We start from the raw sequence: 21,479 nt of genomic DNA, 5'->3' as shown, positions 1-21,479 counted from the left end.
CCATGGGATTTGAATTCTATGCGGGCACCATCCGCGGCCTTGGCACGCTGGTGGTCGCCATCGCCTTTATCGGCCTGTCGCTGTGGGTGTTCAACAACCGGCGCAATGCGGACTTCGAGCAGGCCCGCCTGCTCCCGTTTGCCGATGAACCTTCTCCATCCGACGCTCAAGAAGAGCCTGCAACAAGGAGCACCCGCCCATGACTACCTTCTGGAGTACATGGATCTGCGTACTGACCCTCGGCAGCCTGATCGGCCTGACCTGGCTACTGATCGGCACCCGCAAGGGCGAGACCAAGGGCAGCGTGGACCAGACCATGGGCCACGCCTTCGACGGTATCGAGGAATACGACAACCCGCTGCCCCAGTGGTGGTTCATGCTGTTCGCCGGCACCCTGGTGTTTGCCGTCGGCTACCTGATCCTCTACCCGGGCCTTGGCAACTGGAAAGGCGTGTTGCCGGGCTATGAAGACGGCTGGACCCAGACCAAGGAATGGGACAAGGAAATGGCCAAGGCTGATGCCAAGTTCGGGCCGATCTTCGCCAAATTCTCGGCCATGCCGGTGGAAGAAGTGGCCAAAGACCCGCAGGCGCTGAAAATGGGTGGGCGCCTGTTCGCCTCCAACTGCGCGGTGTGCCACGGCTCGGATGCCAAGGGCGCGTATGGTTTCCCGAACCTGGCGGACAACCTCTGGCGCTGGGGCGGCTCGGCTGAGGCGATCAAGGCCACGATCATGAGCGGGCGCCATGCGGCGATGCCGGCCTGGGGTGAAATCCTCGGTGAGGACGGCGTGAAGAACGTCGCCGCCTATGTGCGTCATGACTTGGCCAAGCTGCCATTGCCGGCTGACAACACGGCCGACCTGGTAGCCGGCCAAGCCGCGTTCAACACCACCTGCGTGGCGTGCCACGGCCCACAAGGCCACGGCATGGAAGCCATGGGCGCGCCGAACCTGACCGAGCCTGCCGGCTTCATCTACGGCACCAGCCTGGCCCAGTTGCAGCAGACCATCCGCCATGGTCGCCAAGGGCAGATGCCAGCGCAGGATGTACTGCAAGGCAATGACAAGGTGCACCTGCTGGCAGCCTATGTGTACAGCTTGTCCCACACCGCTGATGGCGCAACGCCAGAAAGCCAACCTGAGTAACTGCTGAATGCCTCCCCCTGATCAGGGGAGGCCCGCTTAACTGTGGCGAGGGAGCTTGCTCCCGCTGGGCGGCGAAGCGGCCCAAAAATCCTGGGAGCGCTACGCACTCCAGCGCGAGCAAGCTCCCTCGCCACAGGTTCACCTCGCGGCCAAGTGTCGCACCCTTCCCAAGTCCAACTTTCCCCTCCTCACTTTCGGGTCTACGCTTGTTCCCACAGTGGACCAATCCTGGCCTACGCGACGGTATTCGTTGCGCCCCTGAAAATTCCTGTCCACTTGATCAGCTTTCCATTTCCGATTTTGTCCCTACGTAAAACATGGAAAGGGCGCAGAATCTGGCTCGGAACGCATTGATACAGGTCAGTCATTGCGTTGCAATGGCCCCTCGCTTTCTACATACTTGCGGCCGATTTTACCTATAAAAAAACCTAAACCGTGGAACCTTAGAATGAGCACAGCAATCAGTCCGACTGCTTATAACTATAAGGTCGTCCGCCAGTTCGCCATCATGACGGTGGTCTGGGGGATCCTTGGCATGGGGCTCGGGGTGTTTATCGCCTCGCAACTGGTGTGGCCGGAATTGAATTTCGGTTTGCCCTGGACGACCTTCGGCCGCCTGCGCCCGCTGCACACCAACCTGGTGATTTTCGCCTTCGGTGGTTGTGCGTTATTTGCCACTTCCTACTATGTCGTGCAGCGAACCTGCCAGACGCGACTGATCTCCGATGGCCTCGCCGCCTTCACCTTCTGGGGCTGGCAAGCCGTAATCCTCGGCGCCATCATCACCCTGCCGCTGGGCTACACCACCACCAAGGAATACGCCGAGCTGGAATGGCCGATCGCGATTTTGCTCGCCATCGTCTGGGTGACCTACGCCCTGGTGTTCTTCGGCACCATCGTCAAGCGCAAGACCAAGCACATCTATGTCGGTAACTGGTTCTACGGTGCCTTCATCCTGGTGACGGCGATGCTGCACATCGTCAACCACGCTTCCCTGCCGGTGAGCTGGTTCAAGTCCTACTCGGCCTATGCCGGGGCGACCGATGCGATGATTCAGTGGTGGTACGGCCACAACGCCGTGGGGTTCTTCCTCACCACCGGTTTCCTGGGGATGATGTACTACTTCGTGCCCAAGCAGGCCGAACGCCCGATCTACTCGTATCGCCTGTCCATCGTGCACTTCTGGGCACTGATCACCCTGTACATCTGGGCCGGTCCTCACCACCTGCACTACACCGCGCTGCCGGACTGGGCGCAGTCGCTGGGCATGGCGATGTCGATCATCCTGCTGGCGCCAAGCTGGGGCGGCATGATCAACGGCATGATGACCCTGTCGGGCGCCTGGCATAAGCTGCGCACCGACCCGATCCTGCGTTTTCTGGTGGTATCGCTGGCGTTCTACGGCATGTCGACCTTCGAAGGGCCGATGATGGCCATCAAGACGGTCAACTCCCTGTCCCACTACACCGACTGGACCATCGGCCACGTACATGCCGGCGCCCTCGGTTGGGTGGCGATGATCTCCATCGGCGCGCTGTACCACATGATCCCCAAACTGTTCGGCCGCCCACAGATGCACAGCGTTGGCCTGATCAACACCCACTTCTGGCTGGCCACCATCGGCACCGTGCTCTACATCGCCTCGATGTGGGTCAACGGCATCACCCAGGGCCTGATGTGGCGTGCCATCAACGATGACGGCACCCTCACCTACTCCTTCGTCGAAGCGTTGCAAGCCAGCCACCCGGGCTACATCGTCCGCGCCATCGGTGGTGCGTTCTTTGCCAGCGGCATGCTGTTCATGGCCTACAACGTCTGGCGCACCGTGCGTGCTTCCGACCCGGTAGAAGCCGAAGCCGCCACCAAGATCGCCGTTGTGGGAGCTCACTGATGAAGCATGAAGTAGTCGAGAAGAACATCGGCCTGCTGGCCTTCTTCATGGTCATCGCCGTGAGCATCGGCGGCCTGACCCAGATCGTTCCGCTGTTTTTCCAGGACGTGACCAACAAACCCGTAGAAGGCATGAAGCCGCGCCCAGCGCTTGAAGTTGAAGGCCGTGACGTGTTCATCGCCAACGGCTGTGTGGGTTGCCATTCGCAAATGATCCGTCCGTTCCGTGCCGAAACCGAACGCTACGGCCACTACTCGGTTGCCGGGGAAAGCGTCTGGGACCACCCGTTCCTGTGGGGCTCCAAACGGACCGGCCCGGACCTGGCCCGTGTCGGTGGTCGTTACTCCGATGACTGGCAGCGTGCGCACTTGTACAACCCGCGCAACGTAGTGCCTGAGTCGAAAATGCCGGCGTACCCGTTCCTGGTGGAAAACAAGCTCGACGGCAAGGACACCGCCAAGAAGCTCGAAGTCTTGCGCACCTTGGGCGTGCCCTACACCGATGAAGACATCGCCGGTGCAGCCGCTGCCGTGAAGGGCAAGACCGAAATGGACGCACTGGTGGCCTACCTGCAAGGCCTTGGCACCATCATCAAAAGCAAACGGTGATCTTCATGGATATCGGGATGATTCGTGGCCTGGGCACCGTTGTGGTGATGGTGGCCTTTGTCGGCCTGGCGCTGTGGGTGTTCAGCCCGCGCCGCAAGTCGGAGTTTGACGACGCGACCATGCTGCCCTTTGCAGATGATCCCGAGGCCATCAAGCACGTCGAGCAAGCTTCTAGGAGTAACAAAGAATGACTACGTTCTGGAGTCTGTACGTCACAGTCCTCAGTCTGGGTACCATTTTCGCCCTGACCTGGCTGCTGCTGTCGACCCGCAAGGGCCAGCGCACCGAGCAGACGGACGAGACCGTCGGCCACTCGTTCGACGGCATCGAGGAGTACGACAACCCGCTGCCCAAATGGTGGTTCATGCTGTTTGTCGGCACCATCATCTTCGCCCTCGGCTACCTGGCGCTGTACCCCGGCCTTGGCAACTGGAAAGGCCTGCTGCCAGGCTATAACTACCTCGACAACGACAAGCAAACCCCTTTCGCCAACGGCCAGACCGGCTGGACCGGCGTGCACGAATGGGAAAAGGAAATGGCCAAATCGGACGCCAAGTTCGGCCCGATCTTCGCCAAATTCGCTGCAATGCCGATTGAAGACGTCGCCAAAGACCCGCAAGCCTTGAAGATGGGTGGCCGTTTGTTCGCCTCCAACTGCTCGGTGTGCCACGGCTCCGACGCCAAGGGCGCCTACGGCTTCCCTAACCTGACCGACGCCGACTGGCGCTGGGGCGGCGAACCAGCCACCATCAAGGAAACCATCATGAAAGGCCGCCATGCGGTGATGCCGGCCTGGGCCGATGTCATTGGCGAACAAGGCGTGGCCGACGTGGCGGGCTTTGTGGTGACTAACCTCGATGGCCGCAAACTGCCGGAAGGCGCCAAGGCCGACGTGGCCAACGGCGCGAAACTGTTCGCCGCCAACTGCGTGGCCTGCCACGGCCCGGCCGGTAAAGGCACGCCAGCAATGGGCGCGCCGGACCTGACCCACCCGGGTGCATTCATCTACGGCTCAAGCTTCGCGCAATTGCAGCAGACCATTCGTTATGGCCGTCAGGGCCAGATGCCGGCGCAGGAGTTGCTGCAAGGCAATGACAAGGTGCACTTGCTGGCAGCGTATGTTTACAGCCTGTCCCATGGGGATAAGCAGGCTGAGGAGCAGTAAGCTCTCGGCAAACGACAAAGCCCCGCAGTGCGGGGCTTTTTTTATGCCGGGCTGGTTTTCTGCCGGGCTGGGGCGATTGCAGCGCATGACCATTCGGAACCTTGCACTTGCTGCGCGCCGACGCAAAGTAGTAACGTTACTACATTAAATTTGCCGAAGGGGAATACCCCATGACCATCACTACCATTTCCAGCCGTGAATTCAATCAAGACACAAGTGGTGCCAAAAAAGCCGCCAGTAAAGGTCCGGTTTTTATCACCGATCGCGGCAAGCCTGCCCATGTACTGCTAAGCATTGAGGACTACCAGAAACTGACAGGTTTGAACGTCGACATCGTTGACCTGTTGGTGATGCCGGAAGCGGCCGAAATCGACTTCGAAACCGAACGCGCCGTGATCACCCACCGACCTGTGGACCTCTCTTGATGTATCTACTCGACACCAACGTAATCTCCGAACTTCGCAAACCCAAGGCCGACGCTAGAGTAGTAGCCTGGGCAAAAAGTGTTATCGCTCCGCGCATGTTCATCTCGGCAATTACGCTGAAGGAATTGGAAACCGGTGTACTGCGCATGGAACGCCGAGACCCGGTTCAGGGGAAAGTGTTACGAACATGGCTCAAACTCCACGTGATGCCAGCGTTCGATGCCAGGATACTGCCGGTTGATGCCGCCGTTGCGCTGCGTTGTGCCCATCTGCATGTGCCGGACCAGTCCAACGAGAGTGACGCGTTGATTGCCGCAACGGCTCTGGTGCACGGGCTCACCGTGGTGACGCGCAACGTCAGTGACTTCATGTCCAGCGGTGTGCCTCTGATCAATCCATGGGACGAATGACCTGCCTAGCGGCAAAAACCGGCCATACTTCACAAGTCAATTGATCCAGATCACGTACACCATCAATTGATTTCCCCCAACGCGACCAAAGGTCGCACCTGTTCAGCTGTACTAGAGGCGTATCATTACGCCACTGCAACACCCCCAATTTGACCACGGTTGGCACGTACTGGCCGAGGCAAATCTCCACCGCCGTGGGATGCAATGATGAGCAACCAGATACCGGTACATGACGTTACCCCGCCTGCCAAAAACGCCAGCAGCACTGTCGACCTCTACGCCTCGCGCGAGAAAATCTACACCCGCGCCTTTACCGGCCTGTTCCGCAACTTGCGCATGGTCGGTGGCGCCGCTCTGTTCTTGTTGTACTTCGGCACCGTGTGGCTGAACTGGGGTGGCCACCAGGCCGTCTGGTGGAACCTGCCGGAACGCAAATTCTTCATTTTTGGCGCCACTTTCTGGCCTCAGGATTTCATCCTGCTCTCGGGCATTCTTATTGTGGCGGCGTTCGGCCTGTTCTTTATCACCGTGTATGCCGGGCGTGTGTGGTGCGGCTATACCTGCCCGCAAAGCGTATGGACATGGATCTTCATGTGGTGCGAAAAGGTCACCGAAGGCGACCGCAACCAGCGCATCAAGCTCGACAAGGCGCCCATGGGCGCGAACAAATTCCTGCGCAAGTTCAGCAAGCACACGCTGTGGCTGCTGATTGGCTTTGTCACCGGCATGACCTTCGTCGGCTACTTCTCGCCCATCCGCGAGCTGGTGTTCGACTTCTTCACCGGCCAGGCCGATGGCTGGTCGTATTTCTGGGTCGGGTTCTTCACCCTGGCCACCTACGGTAACGCCGGTTGGCTGCGTGAGCAGGTGTGCATCTACATGTGCCCGTATGCGCGTTTCCAGAGCGTGATGTTCGACAAAGACACCCTGATTGTTTCCTACGACCCGCGCCGTGGCGAAGTGCGTGGCCCGCGCAAAAAAGGCATCGACTACAAGGCCCAGGGGTTGGGCGATTGCATTGACTGCACGATGTGCGTGCAGGTGTGCCCCACCGGCATCGACATCCGTGACGGCCTGCAAATCGAGTGCATCGGTTGCGCCGCGTGTATCGACGCCTGCGACAACATCATGGACAAAATGGACTACCCGCGCGGCCTGATCAGCTACACCACCGAGCACAACCTGTCCGGGCAGAAAACCCATAAGTTGCGCCCGCGCCTGATCGGTTATGCCTTGGTGCTGCTGGCGATGATCGGCCTGTTGGCCGGTGCATTTTTCATGCGCTCGCTGGTGGGCTTCGACGTCAGCAAAGACCGCGTGCTCTACCGCGAAAACGCCGAAGGCCGCATCGAAAACGTCTACAGCCTGAAAATCATGAACAAGGACCAGCGCGACCACACTTACGTGCTCGATGCCTCGGGCCTGCCGGATCTCAAGCTGCAAGGCCGACGCGAGATCAAGGTCGCCGCCGGGGAGATCTTCACGATGCCGGTAGAGCTGTCCAGCGCCCCTGAGCAACTGCCATCGAGCACCAACGAGGTGAAATTCATCCTCAAGGATGCCGACGACGACAGCGTCCACATTGAAGCCAAGAGCCGATTCATCGGCCCACAAGTCCGCTAATAACAGAGAGCACAACAATGCCCGCAGCTACTGCCGCAAGCCCTTGGTACAAGCACCTCTGGCCCTGGATCATCATTGGGATCCTGGCCTGCTCGGTGACCTTGACCCTGTCAATGGTGACCATTGCGGTGAAGAACCCGGACAACCTGGTCAACGACAACTACTACGAGGCCGGCAAAGGCATCAACCGCTCCCTGGACCGTGAGCGGCTGGCCCAGACCCTGCAACTGCGCGGCAAATTGCACTTGGACGAGTTGACCGGTGAAGTCGAGTTGCAACTGACGGGCTACAGCAACCCGAACACTCTGGAACTGAACCTGATTTCCCCGACCCAGCCGCAGAAGGATCGCAAGATCAACCTGACCCGCAGTGACAGCGAACCCGGCCGCTACATCGGCCAGGTCACCGACAAGGTAGAGGGTCGGCGCTTCGTGGAATTGCTCGGCGTGGAGGGCGACAAGACCTGGCGCCTGTTCGAAGAAGAAGAGGTCAGCCACGACAAGGACTTGCTGCTGGGTGATGAACCGTTGCAGGGTGCCGAAGACCTGAAAAAGTAAACACATGCGCTTCGCGCATCGCGGGCAAGCCCGCTCCCACAGTGGATCGCGGTCTCCTGTGGGAGCCGGGCTTGCCCGCGATGAGGCCCTCCCAGCCGATATAGATTTCACACCATGACCAGCCCAACCCCCTGCTACCACTGCGCCCTGCCCGTCCCGCCCGGCAGCCGGTTCACCGCCGAAATCCTCGGCGAGCGCCGCGAACTCTGCTGCCCGGGCTGTCAGGCAGTGGCCGAGGCGATTGTGGCCGGCGGGTTGCAAAGCTATTACCAGCACCGCAGCGAAGCCTCGGCCAACCCCGAGGCGCTGCCGGTGCAACTGGTCGACGAACTGGCGCTGTACGACCGCGCCGACGTGCAAAAACCCTTTGTGCGCCACGAAGGCGATCTGGCCGAAACCACCCTATTGATGGAAGGCATCAGCTGCGCGGCCTGTGGCTGGCTGATCGAAAAACACTTGCGCAGCCTGCCCGCCGTGGCCGAGGCGCGGCTGAACCTGTCCAACCATCGCCTGCACGTGCGCTGGGCCGATGGGCAATTGCCGCTGAGCCAGGTGCTCAGCGAACTGCGCCATATCGGCTACGCCGCCCACCCTTACCAGGCCGATCGCGCCGCCGAGCAATTGGCCAGCGAAAACCGCCGGGCCTTGCGCCAGCTGGGCGTGGCGGGGGTGTTGTGGTTCCAGGCAATGATGGCGACCATGGCGACCTGGCCGGAATTCAATATTGACCTGAGCCCGGAGTTGCACGTGATCCTGCGCTGGGTGGCGATGTTTCTGACTACGCCCATCGTGTTCTACAGCTGTGCGCCGTTCTTCAAAGGCGCCCTGCGCGACCTGCGCACGCGCCACCTGACCATGGATGTGTCGGTGTCCCTGGCGATTGGCGGCGCGTACCTGGCGGGCATCTGGACCGCCATAACTGGCACTGGCGAGTTGTACTTCGACGCGGTGGGCATGTTCGCGCTGTTCCTGCTCGCCGGGCGCTACCTGGAGCGTCGGGCACGTGAGCGTACGGCCGCCGCCACCGCGCAGTTGGTCAACCTGCTGCCGGCGTCATGCTTACGCCTCAAAAGTGATGGTCAGAGCGAGCGCATCCTGCTCAGCGAACTGGCCGTAGGCGATCGCGTACTGGTGCATCCCGGCGCCGTGCTGCCGGCCGATGGGCTGATTCTTGATGGCCAGTCGAGCATTGACGAGTCCCTGCTCACCGGCGAATACCTGCCGCAGCCGCGCAACGTCGGCGACGCGGTTACCGCCGGCACGCTCAACGTCGAAGGCGCGCTGACCGTCGAGGTGCGCGCCTTGGGGCATGACACCCGCCTGTCTGCCATCGTGCGCCTGCTGGAACGTGCCCAGGCCGAGAAACCGCGCCTGGCGCAAATCGCCGACCGTGCTGCTCAATGGTTTCTGCTGTGCTCGCTGATCGCGGCCGCGCTGATCGGCCTGCTGTGGTGGGAACTGGACGCGTCACGCGCATTCTGGATTGTGCTGGCGATGCTGGTGGCAACCTGCCCTTGCGCGTTGTCGCTGGCGACACCGACCACCCTCACCGCCGCCACCGGCACATTGCACAAACTCGGGCTGTTACTCACTCGTGGGCACGTGCTGGAAGGCTTGAACCAGATCGACACGGTGATTTTCGACAAGACCGGCACCCTGACCGAAGGCCGCCTGGCCCTGCGTGCCATCCGCCCGTTGGGCACGTTGAACAGCGACGACTGCCTGGGCCTCGCCGCCGCGCTGGAAAACCGCTCCGAGCACCCGATTGCCCGCGCCTTCGGGCGTGCGCCGCTGGCCGCCGAGGAAGTCCTGAGTTTCCCAGGCTTAGGCCTGGAAGGTCGTGTGGGCGAGCATCAATTGCGCATCGGCCAGCCGGGCTTTGTGTGCCAATTAAGCGGCTGCGCGATTCCCGCCTCGCCGGACGAAGCAGGCCAATGGTTGCTGCTGGGCGATCGTGAAGGCGCCCTCGCCTGGTTCGTGCTCGATGACCGCCTGCGCAGCGATGCGCCCGCCCTGCTGGCCGCGTGCAAAGCGCGAGGTTGGCGTACGCTGTTGCTGTCGGGTGACAGCTCGCCGATGGTCGCCAGTGTCGCGCTTGAGTTGGGGATTGACGAGGCCAAGGGCGGCTTGCGCCCCGACGACAAACTGCAGGTGCTGCACCAGTTGCACCAGCAAGGCCGCAAGGTGCTGATGCTTGGCGACGGCGTCAACGATGTGCCTGTGCTCGCCGCCGCCGATATCAGCGTGGCGATGGGCTCAGCCACCGACTTGGCAAAAACCAGTGCCGATGCCGTGCTGCTGTCCAACCGTCTCGACGCGCTGGTGCAGGCGTTTACCCTGGCGCGGCGCACGCGGCGGGTAATCATTGAAAACCTGCTGTGGGCCGGGCTGTACAATGGCCTTATGCTGCCGTTTGCCGCCCTCGGTTGGATCACCCCGATCTGGGCCGCGATCGGCATGTCCCTCAGCTCGTTGACCGTGGTGCTCAACGCCTTGCGCCTGACTCGGCTGCCGAGCACGCAGGCAAACAGTGCCACCTTAGTAACCCGCCCGCTGCCGGCTTGAGCCGCGTGGGCATGGAGTACCGATGCCAGCTCTCTACGTGATGATTCCGGCGGCGCTGCTGTTAGTCGGCGTGGCCATTTACATTTTCTTCTGGGCGGTGGACAGCGGCCAGTACGACGACCTCGACGGCCCGGCCCACAGCGTGCTGTTCGACGACCAGGACCCGAACCACCTGGCGGGCGTCGACGAAGCCAACCGGGCCGAGCAACCGCCCAAAGACCCACCCCATGCTTGAGCTGGCGCCATCGCTGGTCTCGGCCTTGATCCTCGGGCTACTGGGCGGCGGCCATTGCCTGGGCATGTGCGGCGGGCTGATGGGCGCGCTGACGCTGGCAATCCCCAAAGAACAACGCAGCCGCCGTTTTCGCCTGCTGCTCGCCTATAACCTGGGGCGCATCCTCAGCTATGCCGCTGCCGGGTTATTGATCGGCCTGGCCGGCTGGGCGGTGGCCAACAGCCCGGCGGCGATGTTCATGCGCGTGCTCGCCGGGTTGTTGCTGATCAGCATGGGCTTGTACCTGGCCGGTTGGTGGAGCGGCCTCACCCGTATCGAAAGCCTGGGGCGCGGCCTGTGGCGCTACGTACAGCCGGTCGCCAACCGTTTGCTGCCGGTGTCCAGCCTGCCACGCGCATTACTGTTGGGCGCGCTGTGGGGCTGGTTGCCATGTGGGTTGGTCTACAGCACGCTGCTGTGGGCGGCGAGCCAGGGTAATGCGCTGGACAGCGCAATGCTGATGCTCGCCTTTGGGCTTGGAACCTGGCCAGTACTGCTGGCGACTGGCTTGGCGGCGGAACGTGTCACGGCGGTGCTGCGCAAACGCAGCGTGCGTGTGGCCGGTGGCGTGCTGGTTATGCTCTTCGGCGTTTGGACGTTGCCAGGCCCGCATCAACACTGGCTAATGGGCCATTAAATCGCCATGTGGCATAGCGCCGCTCCCCGTTGATGCAAATCAAGATGGTACCTGCGGCGCGCCCCTAGACTCGGCCCACTAGCCAATCCCGGGGACCGCCCGCATGCTCGACGCCATTCGTTGGGACACAGATCTGATTCACCGCTACGACTTGGCGGGGCCGCGCTACACGTCCTACCCCACCGCCGTACAATTCGACAGCCAGGTCGGCACCTTCGACCTGCTCCACGCCCTGCGCGACAGCCGCAAGGCCGTACGGCCCTTGTCGCTGTATGTGCATGTGCCGTTCTGCGCAAACATTTGCTACTACTGCGCCTGCAACAAGGTCATCACCAAGGACCGTGGCCGAGCCCAGGCCTACCTGCAACGCCTGGAGCAGGAAATCCAGTTGGTGGCCTGCCACCTGGACCCGAAACAGCCCGTGGAGCAACTGCACTTCGGCGGCGGCACGCCGACTTTTCTCAGCCACGACGAACTGCGCCAGGTGATGACCCGCCTGCGCCAGCACTTCAATTTGCTCAATGATGATTCCGGCGACTACGGCATCGAGATCGACCCGCGTGAAGCCGACTGGGCGACCATGGGGCTGCTGCGCGAACTGGGCTTTAACCGCGTAAGCATCGGCCTGCAGGACCTTGATCCCGAGGTGCAGCGTGCGGTCAACCGCCTGCAAAGCCTGGAAGAAACCCGTGCGGTGATCGATGCGGCGCGCACCCTGCAATTTCGCTCGATCAATATTGATTTGATCTACGGCCTGCCCAAGCAGACGCCGCTGAATTTTGCGCGCACCGTTGAAGAGGTGATCAACCTGCAACCGGATCGCCTGTCGGTCTTCAACTACGCGCACCTGCCCGAGCGCTTTATGCCGCAGCGGCGCATTAATGCCGACGATTTGCCCTCGCCGGAAGAAAAACTGCTGATGCTGCAAACCACCATCGAGCAGTTGACCCGTGCCGGCTACCGCTACATCGGCATGGACCACTTTGCCCTGCCGGATGACGAACTGGCCGTGGCCCAGGAAGAAGGCACGCTGCAGCGTAACTTCCAGGGCTACACCACCCACGGGCATTGCGATTTGATTGGGCTGGGCGTGTCGGCGATCAGCCAGATCGGCGACCTGTATTGCCAGAACAGCAGCGACCTCAATCACTACCAGAACTCACTGGCCGGCGCGCAACTGGCCACCAGCCGTGGCCTGGTCTGCACCACGGATGATCGTTTGCGCCGGGAAGTGATTCAGCAGTTGATCTGCAATTTCAGCCTGGCATTCGAGCGGATCGAACAGGCCTATAACATCGATTTTCGCGGCTATTTCGACGAACTCTGGCCACAGCTGGAGACAATGGCCGCCGACGGCCTGATCGAACTGGATGCCCACGGCATTCGCGTTTTACCGGCCGGGCGCTTGCTGGTGCGCTCGGTGTGCATGGTGTTCGATGCCTACCTGGAGCACCAGAACAGGCAGCGATTCTCGCGGGTGATCTAAGGGCTTTATTTCGCCATCAGGCTCATGGCTTCCATCTGAGCTTCAGGCGACTCATCTTTCAGCGATTTGGCCAGTTGTGATTGGGCGGTCATTAAACCGGCCTGTATCGTCGCCACGTCGCCCTGCAAACCCGCCACTTTGGCTTGGCGTGCTTGCGGGGTCAACGTGGTGTCATTCATGACTGCCGAGAGCTGAGCCATCTTTTCGGCAAGCTGCTTTTTCAGCTCGCGGATCATCTTCAGCAACTGTTTGATGTTGTCTTTCAGATTGCTTTCATCAATATCGCTATTGGAGGATTTCTCAGCCGAAGCCATGCCCATCCCCGCGCCGGAAATGACCACCTTCACACCTTCAGCCGCATTAGGTTCAGCGGGCTTGTCCTCGGTGGCGGCCTTGGGCGCGGCGTCTTTATCCCTGGCCGCATCGGCGGCCTTCCAGACCGATACCGTTGCAACGTTGATCGATGGGTTTGAGACAGTGCTGACTGACATGATCTGAGCTCCAGCTCATAGAGAGACACCTGTGTATCGGCACCGATACAAAGAGCTTTATACCGTTGCTGCTTTTTTGTACACGCTGGCCTCAGCCACCCTCGGTGCGTTACCCTTACGTCTTATGTGTGTTTTCCCACAAGGATTTAAGAAATGTCCGAGCCAGTTAAACTGCGCGCTCACAGCCAGGCTCACTGCAAGGATTGCAGCCTGGCCCCCCTCTGCCTGCCACTTTCGTTGAATTTGGAAGACATGGAAGCGCTGGACGAAATCGTTAAACGCGGCCGACCGCTGAAAAAAGGCGAGTTTCTGTTTCGCCAGGGCGACAAGTTCGATTCCGTTTATGCAGTACGTTCAGGCGCGTTGAAGACCTTCAGCCTTAGCGACGGCGGCGAAGAGCAGATCACCGGCTTCCACCTGCCCAGCGAACTGGTCGGGTTGTCCGGCATGGACACCGAAATTCACCCGGTGTCGGCCCAGGCCCTGGAGACGACCTCGGTGTGCGAAATCCCCTTCGAGCGCCTGGATGAATTGGCCCTGCAGCTGCCGCAACTGCGCCGCCAATTGATGCGGGTGATGAGCCGCGAGATCCGTGACGACCAACAGATGATGTTGCTGCTGTCGAAGAAAACCGCCGACGAGCGCATCGCCACGTTTTTGGTCAACCTGTCGGCACGCTTCCGTGCCCGTGGGTTCTCGGCCAACCAGTTCCGCCTGAGCATGTCGCGCAACGAAATCGGCAATTACCTGGGCCTGGCGGTGGAAACCGTGTCCCGCGTGTTTACCCGTTTCCAGCAAAACGAACTGATTGCCGCCGAAGGCAAGGAAGTGCATATCCTCGACCCGATCCAGCTGTGCGCGCTGGCCGGGGGCTCTCTGGAAGTCTGAGACAGACACTTGCGGCCGCGCCAATCGGCAGGGCCGCAGGTATACTTCGAGTCCGTTTTCCGCTCCCAGGACTCTTCGACGATGACCTTCGATTCGTTCGACATCAAATCCCTGATCCGCCCCGTCATCGACTTCCCCAAGCCTGGGGTGATCTTTCGTGACATTACCCCGCTGTTCCAATCGCCCCGCGCCTTGCGCCTGGTGGCCGACAGTTTTGCCCAGCGTTACGTCGAGGCCGACTTTACCCACATCGGCGCGATGGATGCCCGTGGCTTCCTGATCGGTTCGATCATCGCCTACCAATTGAACAAACCACTGATCCTGTTCCGCAAACAGGGCAAGCTGCCCGCTGACGTGCTGGCCGAGGGTTACCAGACCGAATACGGCGAAGCCTTTCTCGAAGTACACGCCGACAGCCTGTGTGACGGCGACTCGGTGCTGATGTTCGATGACCTGATCGCCACTGGCGGCACCTTGATTGCCGCGGCGAACCTGGTGCGACGTATGGGCGCGAAGATCTTCGAAGCGGCGGCGATCATTGATCTGCCTGAGCTGGGTGGTTCGCAACGCCTGCAGGATATGGGCATTCCGACGTTTTGCCTGACGCAGTTTGGGTTGACCGACGTTTAAAAGTTGCCTGGGCCGGCGCTATCGCAGGCAAGCCAGCTCCCACATTTTGATTTGCAAACACAGTCAAAGGTGGGAGCTGGCTCGCCTGCGATAGCGCCTGAAAGAACACCACTAATCACAACCCCATCTGCTTGCTGATGATCTCGTTCATCACCTCACGCGTGCCCCCGCCGATAGACAGAATGCGGTTATCCCGATACAGCCTCTCCACCAGGCTGCCACGCATATACCCCTGCCCACCCAGTATCTGCACCGCGTCATAGGTCACCCGATCCGCGGTATCAGTGGCCAGGTTCTTGGCCATGGAAATCTCCTTGATCACACTCTTGCCGGCCGCCATCTTCGCCGCCTGGCGGTAGGTGAACTCGCGGGAGACTTCCACTGCGGTGGCCATTTCCGCCAGCCGATGCTTGAGCACCTGGAATTTGCCGATAGGTTTGCCGAAGGCTTCGCGCTGGCTCGCCCACTTGAGGCTTTCTTCAAGGGCGAGCTGCGCGGTCATGTTCGCCATCAGCGCCAGCGCCAGGCGCTCGCTCTGGAAATTGCCCATGATGCAGGCAAAGCCAATGTTCTCGACGCCGATCAAGTTGCCTACCGGCACGCGGCAATCGTCGAAGAACAACTCAGCCGTGTCCGACGCCCACCAGCCCATTTTCTTCAACGGTTGGCCGACTGTGAAACCTGGCGTGTGCTTTTCGATCAGCAACAGGCTGATGCCGCCGAAGCCCGGCCCGCCGGTGCGTACGGCTACCGTATAGAAGTCGGCGCGGATGCCGCTGGTGATAAACGTTTTGCTGCCGCTGACGCGGTAACAGTCGCCATCGCGAATGGCGCGGGTTTGCAGGTTGGCTACATCGGAGCCGCCACCGGGCTCGGTGACGGCCAGGGCGATGATCTTCTCACCGGTCAGCACTTGAGGCGCAACGCGCTCACGCACCTCGGGGCGCGCCCATTTGACTACCGGCGGCAAGCCGATATCCAGCGAACCCAGGCCCGCGACCACGCCACCCGAACCGCAACGCATCAACTCTTCGCTGGCGGCGACCTTGGCGAACAGGTCGCCTTCATGGCTGCCGCCCAGGCTTTCGGGGTAGCCGATGCCCAGGACCCCCGCCGCGCCCGCCTTGAGGTACAGCTCACGGGGAAAGCTCTCGCCCTCCTCCCATTGCTCGATGCCCGGCAACATCTCGCGCTCGACGAAACGGCGCACGCTGTCGCGGACCAATTGGTGGCTGGGGTCGAAGTAGTCCTGATAGGCAGACATCGGCAAGCTCCACGGTGAGGTGGAGAGAACTTACCAAGCGCTTGCTTGGTTATCAAGATATCCCTGACAACACAAAACCACTGTGGGAGCTGGCTTGCCTGCGATAGCGGAGTGTCAGGCGACATCAATGTCACTGATCCACCGTTATCGCAGGCAAGCCAGCTCCCACATTTTAGAGCGCGATCGGCTTGCGACCGGCAAAAGAGTGCGCCAACGTGCCGCCATCCACCAATTCCAGCTCGCCACCCAACGGCACGCCATGGGCGATACGCGAGGTAATCAAGCCTTTGTTGGTCAGCAATTGGGCGATGTAATGCGCCGTCGCCTCGCCTTCCACCGTCGGGTTGGTTGCCAGGATCACCTCGGTAAACGTGCCCTGCTCCTCAATGCGCGTCACCAGTTGCGGAATGCCAATGGCTTCCGGCCCCAGGCCGTCCAGCGGCGAAAGATGCCCCTTGAGCACAAAGTAGCGCCCGCGATAGCCGGTCTGCTCGACGGCGTACACGTCCATCGGCCCTTCAACGACGCACAGTAAAGTGTCGTCGCGACGTGGGTCGGCGCATTGCGGGCACAGGTCTTCTTCGGTCAGGGTGCGGCACTGGCGGCAGTGGCCCACGCCGGTCATGGCCTGGCTCAAGGCCTGGGCCAACCGCGTGCCGCCGCTGCGATCACGCTCCAGCAGTTGCAGCGCCATACGCTGGGCGGTTTTCTGGCCCACACCCGGCAAAGTGCGCAGGGCGTCGATCAGTTGGCGAATCAGGGGGCTGAAGCTCATGGGCGAAGGGTCCGACAAAACAACGAGACGCGGTTTATACCCGCGCCTCGGATTAGCGTCAAATGCTCAATCCTGTGCGACGCGCACCACCAACTTGCCGAAGTTGCGCCCCTCGAGCAAACCGATAAAGGCTTCGGGTGCCTGTTCCAGGCCATCGACCACGTCTTCGCGGAACTTGATCTTGCCGTCGCGCACCCACGGCGCCATGGCGCTGAGGAATTCGGGCTGGCGATCGCCATAATCGTCGAACACGATAAAACCCTGGATGCGCACGCGCTTGGTCAACAAGGTACGTTGCAGTGCCGGCAGCCGATCAGGACCGCTGGGGGCTTCATGGGCGTTGTAACCGGCGATCAGGCCGCACAGCGGAATGCGTGCCTTGGGGTTGAGCAGCGGCAGCACGGCGTCGAAGACTTTGCCGCCGACGTTTTCAAAGTAGATATCCACGCCTTTGAAACAGGCCAACGCCAGCTCATGGGCAAAATCGGCGCTCTTGTGGTCGATACAGGCGTCAAAGCCCAGCTCATCGACCACGTAGCGGCACTTGTCCGCGCCGCCGGCAATACCCACCACGCGCAAACCCTTGAGTTTGGCCACCTGCCCGACCACCGAACCCACCGCGCCGGAGGCAGCCGCCACCACCAGGGTTTCGCCGGCCTTGGGCTGGCCGATATCCATCAGGCCCATGTACGCGGTCATGCCAGGCATACCCAATACACCCAGCGCCATCGAGGGGCTGGCCAGGCCTTTGGGCAGCGGGATCAGGTTGTTTCCGTCTGAGATGCTATGGCTCTGCCAGCCGGTGGAACCCACCACAAGATCACCCGCCGCGAATTTCGGGTTACGCGATTGCTCGATACGGCTGACAGCACCACCGGTCATCACTTCGTCGATTTCCACCGGAGCTGCGTAGGACGGCGCGTCACTCATGCGCCCACGCATGTAGGGATCGAGGGACAGGTACAGGGTTTTGAGCAGCACCTGGCCATCTGCCAATTCCGGCAGGTTCACGCGTTCCAGGCGAAAGTTTTCAGGTGTCGGCGCGCCTTGCGGGCGCGAGACCAGGACAATGCGCTGGTTAAGAATGGGTTCTTGAGGCATGAGGGGCTCCTTTAACGAATCTTTCGGTATAGGGTGCAGACCCTGCTTGCCATGCCAGGGTTCGATCGGATTAGCACAAACAAAAATGCCAGGCGCGATGCCTGGCATTTGAGTCTAGCTAACGCTGCACGATCAAAACGGCAGTTTCATGCCCGGCGGCAGTTGCATGCCAGCGGTCACGCCACCCATTTTTTCCTGGCTGTTGGCTTCGATCTTGCGCACGGCGTCGTTGACGGCCGCGGCGAACAGCGCTTCGAGCATTTCCAGGTCATCTTCGCCGACGCCAGGCAATACGCTTGGGTCGATGCTCACGCGCTTGATGTCGTGACGACCGGTCATCACCACGCTGACCATATCGCCACCGGCTTTACCGGTGACTTCGGCGTTGGCCAGTTCTTCCTGCATCTTGGCCATCTTTTCCTGCATCTGCTGCGCCTGCTTCATCAGGCCGGCCATGCCACCTTTCATCATGGGAATCACCTCAAAGTACGTGGATCAATCAATTAGTAGCCCGGTTTTATGACGCTTGGGGCACCGGGGCTTCGACAGGTTCAATAGTATCGTGACGCACCACCGCACCGAACTGTTGCATCAACTGTTGGATGAGCGGATCGCCATGGATCGAGTCTTCAGCCTCGCGCTGACGGTTGATGCGCTTACGAGTCGCCGCCTGGGCCGGGGTTTCCTGCTCAGGCTTGATCAGTTCGATGGCGATGGTCAACGTGCGTTCATGGTACTGGTTGAGCGCATCGTTGAGTCGGCGTTGCTGAGTGGCGTTGAACAAGGCGCTGTGGGCCGGGTCCAGGTGCAACAGCCAGTGGTCGCCCTCGATGGAGATCAAGGTGCAGTTGGCGGCGATGCTGCCGGTCATGCCGGAGATCGGCAATTTCGGAAACAACTCCAACCATTGCAACGCCAGGCCAGTGGCCGGGGCCGCAGCGGGTTCCGCTTCGGGCTCGGGGGCCGGTTCGGCGGTGTGCTCGCTGGCCAGGTCGTCCAGGTAGCTGTAGGCCGAATCCATGTCCGGCTCGATGTAATCTTCGTCCAGCGGCGGCTCGTCATCAAGGTCGATGCCCGGCGTAGCGGCGTCCACCTGCGCAACGGTCGGCTCGGGGACCGGCGCCGACACCCATTCCGGCGCGTCCGGCACCGCACTGTCCGGAGTCGGCGTGGGCATCGGCGTCAGCTCGGGCTGCTCGCCGGTGGTTTCCAGCACGGGCTCCACGGCGGGCACTTGCTCGACTTCAGGTTCAGGCTCAGGTTCAGCTTCTGCGTCGACCGGATCGTTCCAAGGCAGGTCAACCACCGGCGCGGGAGCAGGTTCAGGCTCAACCACGGGCGCAGGTTCGACCACCGGCGCGGCAACCGCAGGCTCGGGTGCTGGCGCAGGTGCAGGCGGCGCAGGTTCAGGTGCAGCAACTACTGGCGCGACTACCGCCGCGCCAGCCACTGGTTTGGCGGAATCAACTGTGGCCTGGCTGATCCCCACTGGCTTTAGCGGCTGTCTCGGTGCGTCCGCCGAGTCGGCGGGCCGGAAGGCCAGCATCCGCAGCAAGACCATTTCAAAGCCACCGCGCGGGTCTGGCGCCAGAGGCAAATCCCGGCGACCGATCAGGCCCATCTGGTAGTAGAACTGCACATCTTCGGCTGGCAACGCCTGGGCCAGCGCCAATACGCGGTCGCGGTCGCCATGGCCGTTGTCGACACCTTCGGGCAACGCCTGGGCGATGGCCACGCGGTGCAGCACATTGAGGATTTCCGAGAGTACGCCGTTCCAGTCCGGGCCTTGCTCCGACAAGTGGCGCACGGCTTCGAGCAACGCCTTGGCGTCACCTTCGATCAGCGCGTGCAACACGTCGAACACCTGGCCGTGGTCCAGCGTGCCGAGCATGGCGCGCACATCCGCGGCCATGACCTTGCCTTCACCGAAGGCGATGGCCTGGTCGGTGAGGCTCATGGCGTCACGCATCGAACCATCGGCGGCGCGGCCGAGCAGCCACAACGCGTCGTCTTCGAACGGCACGTTCTCGACGCCGAGCACATGGGTCAAATGCTCGACCACGCGCTCGGGCGTCATGTTTTTCAGGGAGAACTGCAGGCACCGCGACAAAATCGTTGCAGGAAGTTTCTGCGGGTCGGTGGTGGCCAGGATGAACTTAACGTAGGGCGGCGGCTCTTCCAGGGTTTTCAACAGGGCGTTGAAGGAATGGCTGGAGAGCATGTGCACTTCGTCGATCAGGTAGACCTTGAAGCGCCCACGGCTCGGCGCGTACTGCACGTTGTCGAGCAGCTCGCGGGTGTCTTCGACCTTGGTGCGGCTCGCGGCATCGATCTCGATCAGGTCGACAAAACGCCCTTCGTCGATCTCGCGGCATACCGAACAGGTGCCACAAGGCGTCGACGTGATGCCGGTTTCACAGTTCAGGCACTTGGCAATAATGCGCGCGATAGTGGTCTTGCCGACCCCGCGAGTACCGGTGAACAGGTAGGCATGGTGCAGCCGTTGGCTGTCCAAGGCATTGATCAGAGCCTTGAGCACATGGGTCTGGCCGACCATTTCGCGGAACGAGCGCGGGCGCCATTTACGTGCAAGAACCTGATAACTCATCGAAAACCGTCGCAACTGGGAAGCGGAAGCCGGTAATGCTAGCGGAGCAAGGGGGAAATTGCATCCGGCACGCTCGTCTAATCTGACTAAGCTTGCCTGACTGGCCCCACAAAGGCCTGAACCCGGAGAGTGTATGCGTGTAGTCCTGGGCGCTTTATGGATGATTTCCGTTGCTTGTCTGGCGGCGCCCGCACCGTTGCGTTTTTCGGTTTCCGACAGCTGGGCAATGCCCATGGCACAGATAGAGGGTGACCAGCCCACACAGGGCATTTTGTATGACTTGATGTTGAGCCTGGCCACCCAGGTCGGGCGGCCAGCCGAGTTCCACGTGCTGGCCCGGGCGCGACTCGCCGGTGCCATGGCACGCGCAGAGGTCGATGTGCGCTGCTATGTCGCCCAGGATTGGCTCGGCGAATTGTCCGGCGACTACAGCTGGAGCGTACCCTTGATGGTGCAGCGCAATGTGTTGGCCAGTGTCCACGCACCGCCCGTTCAGGTGGCCAGGTTGGCACCGCAGGCCATTGGCACGGTGCTCAACTACCGCTATGTCGTCCTCGAACCGCTGTTCGCCAGTGGCCAATTGACCCGCGACGATTCGCGCAGCGAGGAGTTGGTGCTGCACAAGCTGGTGGCCGCGCGTTTCGAATACGCCGTGATCAACGAATGGACCCTGGACCGTTTCAACCTGAAAGTGCCCCCAAGCCTGCGGCTGCACAACGTCGCGGTGATCGACGAACAAAACCTGGGCTGCATCGTGCGCAATGACCCGAGCGTGCCGGTGCAACGGATCTTGCGCACGCTGCTGCGGATGAAAATGTCGGGCGAGATCGATGACCTGATCAAACTATACACCGGGGAGAACGCGCGACCGCTGCGCACTCCTGACAAGAACGCTCCTGACAAGAACTGACAGGGCCGTCCCCTAGACTGGGCT

23 protein-coding genes are annotated in these 21,479 nt (G+C 61.2%); 17 read left to right on the top strand and 6 right to left on the bottom strand.

Going from position 1 to position 21,479, the window contains the following annotated elements:
* Positions 1–2 precede the first annotated feature (2 nt).
* The 14 genes from AOA62_RS12755 (at position 3) to hemN (ending at position 12,788) form a co-directional block, all read left to right on the top strand.
* Positions 3–203, top strand: a complete 201-nt coding sequence (locus tag AOA62_RS12755; RefSeq protein ID WP_099548823.1) for a cbb3-type cytochrome c oxidase subunit 3 — start codon at positions 3–5, stop codon at positions 201–203.
* Positions 200–1,147 carry a cytochrome-c oxidase, cbb3-type subunit III gene (ccoP, locus tag AOA62_RS12750; protein ID WP_017134813.1) on the top strand — a complete coding sequence of 316 codons (948 nt, stop codon included), beginning with the start codon at positions 200–202 and terminating at the stop codon, positions 1,145–1,147. The genes AOA62_RS12755 and ccoP (AOA62_RS12750) overlap by 4 nt, the downstream gene beginning before the upstream one ends.
* Before the next feature lie 448 nt (positions 1,148–1,595).
* Positions 1,596–3,038, top strand: a complete 1,443-nt coding sequence (gene ccoN / locus AOA62_RS12745; protein WP_099548822.1) for a cytochrome-c oxidase, cbb3-type subunit I — start codon at positions 1,596–1,598, stop codon at positions 3,036–3,038.
* Positions 3,038–3,646, top strand: coding sequence for a cytochrome-c oxidase, cbb3-type subunit II (gene ccoO, locus AOA62_RS12740; RefSeq protein ID WP_053257425.1), 609 nt, complete (start codon positions 3,038–3,040; stop codon positions 3,644–3,646). Before ccoN ends, ccoO begins: the two co-directional genes overlap by 1 nt.
* Before the next feature lie 5 nt (positions 3,647–3,651).
* Positions 3,652–3,837, top strand: coding sequence for a CcoQ/FixQ family Cbb3-type cytochrome c oxidase assembly chaperone (locus AOA62_RS12735; RefSeq protein ID WP_005790274.1), 186 nt, complete (start codon positions 3,652–3,654; stop codon positions 3,835–3,837).
* Positions 3,834–4,811 carry a cytochrome-c oxidase, cbb3-type subunit III gene (gene ccoP, locus AOA62_RS12730; RefSeq protein WP_017134812.1) on the top strand — a complete coding sequence of 326 codons (978 nt, stop codon included), beginning with the start codon at positions 3,834–3,836 and terminating at the stop codon, positions 4,809–4,811. The genes AOA62_RS12735 and ccoP (AOA62_RS12730) overlap by 4 nt, the downstream gene beginning before the upstream one ends.
* A 170-nt stretch (positions 4,812–4,981) precedes the next feature.
* Positions 4,982–5,236: a type II toxin-antitoxin system Phd/YefM family antitoxin gene (locus AOA62_RS12725; RefSeq protein WP_017134811.1), complete on the top strand. Its 255-nt coding sequence runs from the start codon at positions 4,982–4,984 to the stop codon at positions 5,234–5,236.
* Complete coding sequence (locus tag AOA62_RS12720; protein ID WP_099548821.1) at positions 5,236–5,646, top strand: type II toxin-antitoxin system VapC family toxin; 411 nt, start codon at positions 5,236–5,238, stop codon at positions 5,644–5,646. Before AOA62_RS12725 ends, AOA62_RS12720 begins: the two co-directional genes overlap by 1 nt.
* A gap of 207 nt (positions 5,647–5,853) precedes the next feature.
* Positions 5,854–7,269, top strand: coding sequence for a cytochrome c oxidase accessory protein CcoG (gene ccoG / locus AOA62_RS12715; RefSeq protein ID WP_017134809.1), 1,416 nt, complete (start codon positions 5,854–5,856; stop codon positions 7,267–7,269).
* 17 nt (positions 7,270–7,286) lie between these two features.
* The gene (locus AOA62_RS12710) at positions 7,287–7,826 is read left to right on the top strand and encodes a FixH family protein (RefSeq protein ID WP_017134808.1); all 540 of its coding nucleotides are present in this window, start codon (positions 7,287–7,289) and stop codon (positions 7,824–7,826) included.
* A 114-nt stretch (positions 7,827–7,940) separates the two neighbouring features.
* Positions 7,941–10,391 carry a heavy metal translocating P-type ATPase gene (locus tag AOA62_RS12705; RefSeq protein ID WP_099548820.1) on the top strand — a complete coding sequence of 817 codons (2,451 nt, stop codon included), beginning with the start codon at positions 7,941–7,943 and terminating at the stop codon, positions 10,389–10,391.
* Positions 10,392–10,413: 22 nt separating this feature from the next.
* Positions 10,414–10,626, top strand: coding sequence for a cbb3-type cytochrome oxidase assembly protein CcoS (gene ccoS, locus AOA62_RS12700; RefSeq protein WP_017134806.1), 213 nt, complete (start codon positions 10,414–10,416; stop codon positions 10,624–10,626).
* Positions 10,619–11,302 (top strand): sulfite exporter TauE/SafE family protein, encoded by a 684-nt coding sequence (locus AOA62_RS12695; RefSeq protein WP_099548819.1) that lies wholly within the window; start codon positions 10,619–10,621, stop codon positions 11,300–11,302. The genes ccoS and AOA62_RS12695 overlap by 8 nt, the downstream gene beginning before the upstream one ends.
* 103 nt (positions 11,303–11,405) lie before the next feature.
* Positions 11,406–12,788 carry an oxygen-independent coproporphyrinogen III oxidase gene (hemN, locus tag AOA62_RS12690; RefSeq protein WP_017134804.1) on the top strand — a complete coding sequence of 461 codons (1,383 nt, stop codon included), beginning with the start codon at positions 11,406–11,408 and terminating at the stop codon, positions 12,786–12,788.
* A 5-nt stretch (positions 12,789–12,793) separates the two neighbouring features.
* Here the strand turns inward: hemN and AOA62_RS12685 are convergent, their stop codons facing one another.
* Entirely contained in the window at positions 12,794–13,279 is a 486-nt protein-coding gene (locus AOA62_RS12685) for a hypothetical protein (RefSeq protein WP_017134803.1), read from the bottom strand.
* Positions 13,280–13,432: 153 nt separating this feature from the next.
* On the opposite strand from AOA62_RS12685, the gene fnr reads away from it, so the two are divergent.
* A complete protein-coding gene (fnr, locus tag AOA62_RS12680) occupies positions 13,433–14,167 on the top strand; it encodes a fumarate/nitrate reduction transcriptional regulator Fnr (protein ID WP_056861531.1) in 735 nt (244 codons plus the stop codon).
* Positions 14,168–14,248: 81 nt separating this feature from the next.
* Complete coding sequence (locus AOA62_RS12675; RefSeq protein WP_099548818.1) at positions 14,249–14,797, top strand: adenine phosphoribosyltransferase; 549 nt, start codon at positions 14,249–14,251, stop codon at positions 14,795–14,797.
* Positions 14,798–14,912: 115 nt separating this feature from the next.
* On the opposite strand, the gene AOA62_RS12670 is transcribed toward AOA62_RS12675, so the two are convergent.
* The 5 genes from AOA62_RS12670 to dnaX form a co-directional block, all read right to left on the bottom strand.
* Positions 14,913–16,061 (bottom strand): acyl-CoA dehydrogenase family protein, encoded by a 1,149-nt coding sequence (locus AOA62_RS12670; protein WP_099548817.1) that lies wholly within the window; start codon positions 16,059–16,061, stop codon positions 14,913–14,915.
* A 172-nt stretch (positions 16,062–16,233) separates the two neighbouring features.
* Complete coding sequence (recR, locus tag AOA62_RS12665) at positions 16,234–16,836, bottom strand: recombination mediator RecR (protein ID WP_017134798.1); 603 nt, start codon at positions 16,834–16,836, stop codon at positions 16,234–16,236.
* A gap of 66 nt (positions 16,837–16,902) precedes the next feature.
* Positions 16,903–17,937 carry an NADP-dependent oxidoreductase gene (locus AOA62_RS12660; RefSeq protein ID WP_017134797.1) on the bottom strand — a complete coding sequence of 345 codons (1,035 nt, stop codon included), beginning with the start codon at positions 17,935–17,937 and terminating at the stop codon, positions 16,903–16,905.
* A 132-nt stretch (positions 17,938–18,069) separates the two neighbouring features.
* A complete protein-coding gene (locus AOA62_RS12655; RefSeq protein ID WP_003175481.1) occupies positions 18,070–18,408 on the bottom strand; it encodes a YbaB/EbfC family nucleoid-associated protein in 339 nt (112 codons plus the stop codon).
* A gap of 46 nt (positions 18,409–18,454) precedes the next feature.
* Positions 18,455–20,545: a DNA polymerase III subunit gamma/tau gene (gene dnaX, locus AOA62_RS12650; RefSeq protein ID WP_017134796.1), complete on the bottom strand. Its 2,091-nt coding sequence runs from the start codon at positions 20,543–20,545 to the stop codon at positions 18,455–18,457.
* A 133-nt stretch (positions 20,546–20,678) separates the two neighbouring features.
* On the opposite strand from dnaX, the gene AOA62_RS12645 reads away from it, so the two are divergent.
* Entirely contained in the window at positions 20,679–21,455 is a 777-nt protein-coding gene (locus AOA62_RS12645; RefSeq protein ID WP_099548816.1) for an amino acid ABC transporter substrate-binding protein, read from the top strand.
* Positions 21,456–21,479: the final 24 nt, after the last annotated feature.

The organism is Pseudomonas sp. 2995-3 (assembly GCF_002742565.1).
GTDB lineage: Bacteria > Pseudomonadota > Gammaproteobacteria > Pseudomonadales > Pseudomonadaceae > Aquipseudomonas > Aquipseudomonas edaphica.
Note: the sequence above shows the minus strand (reverse complement) of the source record. Positions and strands in the feature narration are given on the sequence as shown.

Bases quoted from the DNA above. Each gene is read 5' to 3' on its own strand.
- AOA62_RS12725 (WP_017134811.1), top strand. From the start codon at position 4,982: ATGACCATCACTACCATTTCCAGCCGTGAATTCAATCAAGACACAAGT.
- fnr (WP_056861531.1), top strand. From the start codon at position 13,433: ATGTCCGAGCCAGTTAAACTGCGCGCTCACAGCCAGGCTCACTGCAAG.
- AOA62_RS12675 (WP_099548818.1), top strand. From the start codon at position 14,249: ATGACCTTCGATTCGTTCGACATCAAATCCCTGATCCGCCCCGTCATC.
- ccoP (WP_017134812.1), top strand. From the start codon at position 3,834: ATGACTACGTTCTGGAGTCTGTACGTCACAGTCCTCAGTCTGGGTACC.
- ccoS (WP_017134806.1), top strand. From the start codon at position 10,414: ATGCCAGCTCTCTACGTGATGATTCCGGCGGCGCTGCTGTTAGTCGGC.
- recR (WP_017134798.1), bottom strand. From the start codon at position 16,836: ATGAGCTTCAGCCCCCTGATTCGCCAACTGATCGACGCCCTGCGCACT.
- AOA62_RS12670 (WP_099548817.1), bottom strand. From the start codon at position 16,061: ATGTCTGCCTATCAGGACTACTTCGACCCCAGCCACCAATTGGTCCGC.
- ccoN (WP_099548822.1), top strand. From the start codon at position 1,596: ATGAGCACAGCAATCAGTCCGACTGCTTATAACTATAAGGTCGTCCGC.
- AOA62_RS12655 (WP_003175481.1), bottom strand. From the start codon at position 18,408: ATGATGAAAGGTGGCATGGCCGGCCTGATGAAGCAGGCGCAGCAGATG.
- AOA62_RS12645 (WP_099548816.1), top strand. From the start codon at position 20,679: ATGCGTGTAGTCCTGGGCGCTTTATGGATGATTTCCGTTGCTTGTCTG.
- AOA62_RS12705 (WP_099548820.1), top strand. From the start codon at position 7,941: ATGACCAGCCCAACCCCCTGCTACCACTGCGCCCTGCCCGTCCCGCCC.
- AOA62_RS12720 (WP_099548821.1), top strand. From the start codon at position 5,236: ATGTATCTACTCGACACCAACGTAATCTCCGAACTTCGCAAACCCAAG.
- AOA62_RS12755 (WP_099548823.1), top strand. From the start codon at position 3: ATGGGATTTGAATTCTATGCGGGCACCATCCGCGGCCTTGGCACGCTG.
- ccoG (WP_017134809.1), top strand. From the start codon at position 5,854: ATGAGCAACCAGATACCGGTACATGACGTTACCCCGCCTGCCAAAAAC.
- hemN (WP_017134804.1), top strand. From the start codon at position 11,406: ATGCTCGACGCCATTCGTTGGGACACAGATCTGATTCACCGCTACGAC.
- AOA62_RS12695 (WP_099548819.1), top strand. From the start codon at position 10,619: ATGCTTGAGCTGGCGCCATCGCTGGTCTCGGCCTTGATCCTCGGGCTA.
- AOA62_RS12710 (WP_017134808.1), top strand. From the start codon at position 7,287: ATGCCCGCAGCTACTGCCGCAAGCCCTTGGTACAAGCACCTCTGGCCC.
- AOA62_RS12735 (WP_005790274.1), top strand. From the start codon at position 3,652: ATGGATATCGGGATGATTCGTGGCCTGGGCACCGTTGTGGTGATGGTG.
- ccoO (WP_053257425.1), top strand. From the start codon at position 3,038: ATGAAGCATGAAGTAGTCGAGAAGAACATCGGCCTGCTGGCCTTCTTC.
- AOA62_RS12660 (WP_017134797.1), bottom strand. From the start codon at position 17,937: ATGCCTCAAGAACCCATTCTTAACCAGCGCATTGTCCTGGTCTCGCGC.
- ccoP (WP_017134813.1), top strand. From the start codon at position 200: ATGACTACCTTCTGGAGTACATGGATCTGCGTACTGACCCTCGGCAGC.
- AOA62_RS12685 (WP_017134803.1), bottom strand. From the start codon at position 13,279: ATGTCAGTCAGCACTGTCTCAAACCCATCGATCAACGTTGCAACGGTA.
- dnaX (WP_017134796.1), bottom strand. From the start codon at position 20,545: ATGAGTTATCAGGTTCTTGCACGTAAATGGCGCCCGCGCTCGTTCCGC.